Below are 6,376 nucleotides of genomic sequence, written 5' to 3'. Positions count from 1 at the left end.
CAAATGCAGTAAGTAGTTCTGCGGTCTCCAGATCAAATGGAGAATTTGAAATTCACTTTCTTGAAGAAGGTGATTATGAATTACATTTCGCTTCTTATTCTGACGAAAACTCGGATGGAAAACTAGAATTCTCGGGCATGGTGGAAGCAGATACAGCAAGTAGTATTGATTTGAGCGGATTTACTGTAGAAGCTAATTCTGAAGTAAATCTTCAGATTTCATTTACAGGTCTTTTAGGCTTGTAATCCTAGGAAATATGAAATTAAAGAGCCCCCGTTAATCGCGGGGGCTTTTTTTATGGAGTAGGAAGATCGCCCTCTCCTTTTATGGGTAATTTTGATTTCCCCATGAGGAATTTATCTACATTATGTGCAGCTTCACGACCTTCAGAAATTGCCCATACAATTAAAGACTGACCTCTGCGCATATCTCCGGCAACAAAAATATTCTTCATATTGGTTCTATAGTCGTCGGCTCCTTTTATGTTAGTTCTAGGATCTAACTCCAGGCCTAATTTTTCACTTAAAGTCTTTTCTGGACCTGTAAATCCAAGTGATAATAAAGCGAGATCACAAGGCCATTCTTTTTCAGAATTAGGAACCTCTTCTATTTCAGGTCTTTGCCCGGGTCTTCTTATCCATTCTACTTCTACTGTTTTTAATGCTTTCAGATTTCCTTTGGGGTCTTTTATGAACTCCTTGGTTTGAATACTCCAGTTTCTATTTACACCCTCTTCATGCGAAGAACTGGTTTTTAAAGTGAATGGCCAGTAGGGCCAAGGATTTTCCTGTGTTCTAGACTCCGCTGGAATTGGTAGGATCTCGAAATTTGTAACAGAGGTTGCTCCATGTCTATTGGAAGTTCCAACGCAGTCAGATCCTGTATCACCACCCCCAATTACAATCACATTTTTACCATGGGCATTAAGCTTTTCTTCAACTTCGTGCAACCCATCAACAGCTTCATTATTATGTTTTAAGAATTCCATTGCCTGTATTACGCCTTGAGCGTCTGAACCGGGGATTGGTAAATCCCTTTTTTCAGTAGCACCACCGCAAAGTACAACGGCATCAAATGCTTTTAATTCCTCTACTGAATAATTTTTACCAACTTCTGTATTAGTTTTAAATTCGATTCCTTCAGCTAACATTTGGTCTAAACGGCGATCTATTACTTTCTTTTCCATTTTGAAATCAGGAATTCCATACCGAAGTAATCCACCAATTTTGGCATCACGTTCAAAGACAGTAACATGATGTCCCGCTCTGTTGAGTTGTTGTGCTGCGGCTAACCCCGCAGGACCAGAACCTATTACTGCTACTTTTTTATCTGTACGATGAGCAGGCGGTTCAGGCTTAATCCAGCCTTCTTTAAAGCCACGCTCTACAATATACTTCTCGATCATTTCAATTGCCACAGGCGGCTCTATAATACCTAATACGCAAGCCGATTCGCAGGGCGCGGGACATAATCTTCCTGTAAACTCCGGAAAATTATTTGTCGCATGTAATATTTTTAACGCTTTTTGCCATTCATTTCTGTAGACCGCATCATTAAAATCTGGGATCAAATTCCCTAAGGGACAGCCACTGTGGCAAAACGGAATTCCGCAATCCATACAGCGCCCACCTTGTTTTTGGAGTTCTTCTGTTTTTAATTCTTGATGAAACTCGTTGTAATTCTTAACCCTTTCTGCGGGTTTTATATCTTCTTCCTGAATACGATCATACTCTAAAAATCCTCTTATCTCGCCCATTCTTATGCTGTTTTAAGATCTACCTTTTCTTCTTTTTGTTTTTCTGCTTCAAGCTTTTGTAGTGCCTTCTTATATTCTGTCGGCATTATTTTAATAAAAGCTTTGGATGCTTGCTCCCAATCATTCAAAATAACCTTTGCGATTTCACTTTCGGTATATTGATAATGATTTACAATCAGCTCTTCCAATTCTTGTAAATTTTCTTCGGAAGGAGCTTCTAGTTCTATCATTTCCATATTGAAATTATTCCTGTCCAGATCATTTTCCGGGTCAAAAATATAAGCAATTCCTCCACTCATTCCGGCAGCAAAATTTCTACCTATTTCTCCAAGTATCACGGCAACACCACCAGTCATATATTCGCAGCCATGGTCACCAATTCCTTCGATAACCGCTTTGGCTCCGGAATTTCTAACACAGAAGCGTTCGCCTCCAATTCCGTTGATATAAGCTTCACCGGTTACAGCACCATATAAAGCCACATTCCCGATTATGATATTTTCGTTGGATTTAAAAGTCGCTTCTTTAGGTTTTCTAATGGAAAGCACTGCTCCGGAAAGTCCTTTTCCGAAGTAATCATTTGAGTTGCCTTCAATATTCAGGTTTAGGCCTTTGGCAGCAAATGCTCCAAAACTTTGTCCGGCCGAGCCATTAAAATTCAGTGTTAACGTATTTTTCGGCAATCCTTTAGAACCATGAATTTTGGAAATTTCATTACTGATGATTGTTCCCGTGGTCCTGTTAGTATTGCTTATAGGAAAATTAAGTGTTACAGGTTCTTTTCTGTAAATAGCTGGATGGGCCTGTCTCAAAATTTCAAAATCCAGAACACCTTCTATATTATGAAGTTGCTTTTCGGTATTTGAAAGTGGTACTCCAGGCTTAATATTTGGTCTATGTAGGATGTTGGAAAGATCAATTCCCTGAGCTTTATAATGTTTAATAGCTCTATTTGTCTCCAGTTTTTGAGACTGACCTACCATCTCTTTCATGCTTCTGAAACCAAGCTGAGCCATAATCTCTCTTAATTCCTGTGCAATGAAATACATGAAATTGATCACATTTTCCGGGGTTCCTTTAAAGTTCTTTCTAAGCTCGGGATCCTGGGTGGCGATACCCACAGGGCAGGTATTTAAATGGCATGCACGCATCATGATACATCCTGTTGCCACAAGTGGAGCGGTGGAGAATCCAAATTCTTCAGCACCCAATAAACATGCAATTGCTACGTCACGACCAGTTTTTAACTGACCATCACATTCCACCACGATCCGGCTTCGCAGATTATTCAATAAAAGGGTTTGCTGTGCTTCGGCAATTCCAAGTTCCCAGGGTAAACCTGCATGTCTTAGGGAGGTTAACGCAGAAGCACCGGTTCCGCCATCGTAGCCCGAAATTAGCACCACATCTGCCTTCGCTTTAGCAACGCCGGCAGCGATAGTACCTACACCAACTTTAGAAACCAATTTTACATTGATACGTGCTTCTCTGTTTGCATTTTTGAGATCGAAAATCAATTGTGCAAGATCTTCAATAGAGTAAATATCATGATGTGGAGGAGGAGATATTAGGCCTACATAAGGTGTAGAATTCCTCGTTTTCGCAATATCAGGATTTACTTTCGCTCCGGGTAGTTGTCCACCTTCTCCGGGTTTAGCACCCTGCGCCATTTTTATCTGAATCTCACCTGCACTGGATAGATAATCGATACTCACTCCAAATCTTCCTGAAGCTACCTGCTTAATAGCTGAATTCCTCCAGTTTCCATCGATATCTTTCTGAAAACGATCGGAATCTTCACCACCTTCACCAGAATTACTTTTTCCTTTTATCCGGTTCATAGCGATGGCCAGATTCTCATGTGCTTCTTTACTAATAGACCCGAAAGACATTGCACCTGTTTTGAACCTTTTTACAATCTCGGTCCATGGCTCTACCTCTTCAATTGGGATTGGATTGAGCTCCTTGAATTTGAACATACCCCTTATGGTCATGAGTTTTTCATTCTGCTCATTGATGATATTGGAATATTCGGTATAAGTTTCGTAAGAATTTTGCTTGACAGCCTGCTGAAGTTTGGCAACACTGGCAGGATTAAAAACATGGCGTTCTCCATTTCTTCTCCAACGGTAATCTCCGCCCATTTCAAGATCAAGATCGGTTTCAGTTTCCGGAGGGAAAAATGCGTGTTGATAACGTTTCTGAATTTCTTTTTCTACTTCATATAGTCCAATTCCTTCTATCCTCGTAGGTGTATTACAGAAATATTTATTGACAAATTTCTTATTCAGCCCTAATATTTCAAAGATCTGCGACCCGCGATAAGAGAGCAATGTAGAAATACCAATTTTGTTCATGATCTTAACAATCCCTTTACCTATAGCGATATTAAAATTCTCAACAGCTACTTCAGGATCTTCCACATCGATCTCTTTTCTTTTTACCAAATCATAGATCACTTCATTTACCATATAAGGATTAATGGCACTGGCACCATAACCGAAGAGGGCTGCAAAATGATGTGGTTCTCTTGGTTCAGCAGATTCAATTACGATTCCGAAAGAAGATCTTCTATTATGATCTTTTGCGCGATGATGTACAAAAGAACAGGCAAGCAGAGACGGGATGGGAGCGAGTTTTGGATTTACATTTCTATCTGACAGGATGATCATATTACAACCATCATCAACAGCATGTTTAATTTCTGTAACCATCTCCTCCAAACGGTCCTCAAGACCATTCATTCCTTTTTCAGCTTCATAAAGTATTGAAATAGATTTTGCTTTGAAGCCCGGGTAATCGATGTATTTGATTTTGTCCAGATCCTCATTGGAAATAACAGGATTCTGAATTTTAAGTTTTTTAGCCTGCTCTGGAATTATATCAAACAGGTTGATATCTTCTCCAACGGAGAGGCTTATATCAGTCACAATTTCTTCACGAATTCCATCTAGCGGTGGATTGGTTACCTGTGCGAAAAGTTGCTTGAAATAATTAAATAATAACTGTGGTTTATCTGAAAGTACTGCCAGAGGAATATCTGTCCCCATAGAACCAATCGCTTCCTTAGCCTGAGAGGCCATAGGGGAGATGATGGTCGTGATATCCTCATAGGTATAACCAAAAAGTTTTAGTCTTGTAATATACGAGATGTCTTCAACCGGAGTTTGATTCCCTGTATAAGGAACATTTGCGAGTGGTAGCAGGTTCTCGTCAAGCCAATTCCTATAGGGTTTTTCTGAAACAATTTTTTCTTTTACTTCCTGATCTTCGATGATCCGACCTTCTATCATATCTACCAGGAACATTCTTCCCGGTTCCAGCCTTCCATGTTTTAGGACGTTTTCAGGCTCAATATCTAATACACCGGTTTCAGAAGACATGACTACATATCCATCTTTAGTGACGGTGTATCTGGAAGGTCTTAAACCATTTCTGTCCAGTAACGCACCGATATAATTTCCGTCAGTAAATGGAATAGAAGCAGGGCCATCCCAGGGTTCCATGATACAGGCATTATACTCGTAAAATGCTTTTTTCTTGTCGTTCATTGATGGGTTTTTCTCCCAGGCTTCAGGAACCATCATCATAATAGCTTCCGGCAAAGATCTTCCGGTTTGGAGTAGTAATTCTAAAGCCATATCCATCGAGGCGGAATCAGATTTTCCTTCCATTGTAATTGGAACGATCTTTTTTATATCCTCGCCAAATACATCACTTTCAAAAAGCTCTTCCCGCGCTTTCATTCTGCTCAGGTTTCCGCGAAGCGTATTAATTTCCCCATTGTGGCACATATATCGAAACGGCTGGGCCAGATCCCAGGTAGGAAAGGTATTTGTGGAAAATCGCTGATGCACTAATGCTAGTTTAGTGATCACATCAGGGTCGTTCAGGTCTTTATAATATTCGTTGATATCCTGAGGCATCAAAAGACCTTTATATATGATGGTATTAGTTGAAAGACTTGAAAAATAGAAATATTCACTTTCGGCAAGACCAGAATTTTCAATAGAATGTTCTGCGATCTTCCGGGCTGAATATAGTTTCGCATTGAATGCCTGGTCACTTAATTCTTTTGGTCTTCCTATAAATACCTGTTCTATAGCGGGTTCTACATTACTGGCCATTTTACCAAGGCAGGAATGATTTACCGGAACTTTTCTCCATCCCAGAACTTCCAGTTCCTGATTTTCGATTTCCTTCTCAAAAGTGGATTTACAAATTCCAGCCTGATTCTTATTCCTGGGAAGAAAAACCATTCCCACAGCATATTCTCTAGATCCTGGTAATTCGAATTCACAGACTTTTTTGAAGAATTCGTGAGGAACCTCAATTAAGATTCCGGCACCGTCCCCGGTTTTTCCATCTGCACTTACCGCACCCCTGTGTTCCAGTCTAACCAGGATGTCGATGGCTTTATGGATGATGTTATTGGTTCGTTCGCCATTAAGATTACAAATAAACCCCGCGCCGCAGTTATCGCGCTCAAATAGAGGGGAGTAGAGTCCCTGTTCTTTCATTTTCATATGTTTTCCTTCTGAATTATTCTTTTCAAGTTATATAAAACTTAGGAAAACAAATAAATTTTAAAGCTCTTTAAATCAAGTTTTTAGAGATTGA

The 6,376-nt window shown here is 39.9% G+C and carries 3 protein-coding genes (1 of these 3 cut by a window edge); 1 reads left to right on the top strand and 2 read right to left on the bottom strand.

Annotated features, from left to right (window positions below):
• Positions 1–245: the 3' portion of a DUF4382 domain-containing protein gene (locus GFO_RS13730; RefSeq protein WP_049792111.1), read on the top strand. Its footprint begins 700 nt before the window's first position; 245 of the gene's 945 nt are visible here — the last part of the coding sequence; the start codon falls outside the window, past its left edge; it ends in the stop codon at positions 243–245.
• A 50-nt stretch (positions 246–295) separates the two neighbouring features.
• On the opposite strand, the gene GFO_RS13725 is transcribed toward GFO_RS13730, so the two are convergent.
• Both GFO_RS13725 and gltB read right to left on the bottom strand, forming a co-directional pair.
• Entirely contained in the window at positions 296–1,756 is a 1,461-nt protein-coding gene (locus tag GFO_RS13725; protein ID WP_011710762.1) for a glutamate synthase subunit beta, read from the bottom strand.
• Between the two features lie 2 nt (positions 1,757–1,758).
• Positions 1,759–6,282: a glutamate synthase large subunit gene (gene gltB / locus GFO_RS13720; protein WP_011710761.1), complete on the bottom strand. Its 4,524-nt coding sequence runs from the start codon at positions 6,280–6,282 to the stop codon at positions 1,759–1,761.
• Positions 6,283–6,376: the final 94 nt, after the last annotated feature.

Origin of the sequence: Christiangramia forsetii KT0803 (assembly GCF_000060345.1) — a bacterium.
In the GTDB taxonomy this organism is placed as follows: domain Bacteria; phylum Bacteroidota; class Bacteroidia; order Flavobacteriales; family Flavobacteriaceae; genus Christiangramia; species Christiangramia forsetii.
Note: the sequence above shows the minus strand (reverse complement) of the source record. Positions and strands in the feature narration are given on the sequence as shown.